The sequence below is a fragment of the Escherichia albertii NBRC 107761 = DSM 17582 genome, from assembly GCF_000759775.1.
GTDB classification, from domain to species: domain Bacteria; phylum Pseudomonadota; class Gammaproteobacteria; order Enterobacterales; family Enterobacteriaceae; genus Escherichia; species Escherichia albertii.
This window is the reverse complement of the sequence record NZ_BBMY01000218.1, coordinates 1-1290: the sequence shown is the minus strand read 5'-3', so window position 1 is coordinate 1290 and position 1290 is coordinate 1. Positions and strand designations below refer to the sequence as shown.

Here is a 1290-nt window from a genome sequence, read left to right as displayed (position 1 = left end):
CAGGGCAAGATTACGAAATCCCGCTCCCCGCAAGGACTGACGCTAGGTAGTTTCTGTCCATGGCTGCTTTTCGCATCTTACGTCTTAACCCTGCCCTGAATACCTTATCTTTCGTTAAAATATTAATAGCAATGTGTCGTATCCCTGAAAATAATTCTGCTGCGTTTCCTCTTCTTATTTTGCAGTCGTCTTCATTCATTACCACGTCCAGGCGCCAGTGCAACTTATTCTCCACGTGCCAGTGATTTCGGATCGCTGTGGCGAACTTCTCCGCGGTTAAATCAGCAGAACTGATATAATATCTGACCGTCATTTCTGGTTCTTTCTTTTGTTCTGCTATTATTGAACGAAAGGAGACTGCCACACATAATTTTTTCAGTCCTTTCCATTCAAACGTGAAATCAATAAGTTCATCAGGGACATCGCAAACAATATGAAGGCGGATTTCTTCTCTGCCATGACTCTTTTCACTAATTGCGTAACTGTCATGCTCTGGATTATTTAATTCTTTCAGCGGAAATTTTTCCTCAAAGGCTTTATTAAGCCGCCCCTGATTTCCTTTTACAGCGAATAAATAATCACCTCCCTGTTTTTGTATCTTCTCTGCAATATCTTTCTGGCAACCCATCGCATCAGTTGTGATAATTTTTCCTTTAATATCCAACATGTTAAGAAGTTCAGGGATAGCTGTAATCTCACTGGATTTCTCATCCGTCTTGATCTGTCCGATGACCAGACTGTGCATTGTTGAGAACGCACTAATGACATGAATCGCTCCCCTGCGACGACTCTTATCATAAGAGTGCCGGAGCGTTTTTCCATCAATTGCGATGACGTCTTTATCATCTGAAGAATGACAATCACGCATCCAGTTAATAAAGCACTCATGAAATTTTGCAGGACTGATACAGGATACAACTCTGGCAATGGTATCGTGAACAGGAATACCATTTTCAAAATCACCATATTGCTTCAAAAAATCGAGATGTGTTTCCCCAAAATCCTCTATATCTTCCCAGCCTTCTGCACCAGAAATGACGGCGCAAATAGTCAACAGTAGAATATCCGACAATTTATGTTCCACTTTCCAGGCTTGTCTGTAATCGGGGATAACAGAAATATGCTCTATCAATTTTTTAATTTCCATTTTATTCTCCTTAATTATGTAAGGAGTATTTGATCATGTATAAGCAATAAAAAACAGCTTTAGGTTATGAGGAATATCTCAATTTTTAAACATAAAATGCGAATTATTTAGTACAAAAAAGCAGCGTTACGTGATCTTTCCCT

At 39.5% G+C, this 1290-nt stretch carries 1 protein-coding gene; it reads right to left on the bottom strand.

Annotation, left to right across the window (positions count from 1 at the left end):
- Nucleotides 1-10: 10 nt before the first annotated feature.
- Nucleotides 11-1147 (bottom strand): ISAs1 family transposase, encoded by a 1137-nt coding sequence (locus EA14781_RS22135; protein WP_042336376.1) that lies wholly within the window; start codon nucleotides 1145-1147, stop codon nucleotides 11-13.
- Between the last annotated feature and the right edge of the window lie 143 nt (nucleotides 1148-1290).

Excerpts from the sequence above, each read along its gene's own strand:
- EA14781_RS22135 (WP_042336376.1), bottom strand. The coding sequence starts at position 1,147 with ATGGAAATTAAAAAATTGATAGAGCATATTTCTGTTATCCCCGATTAC.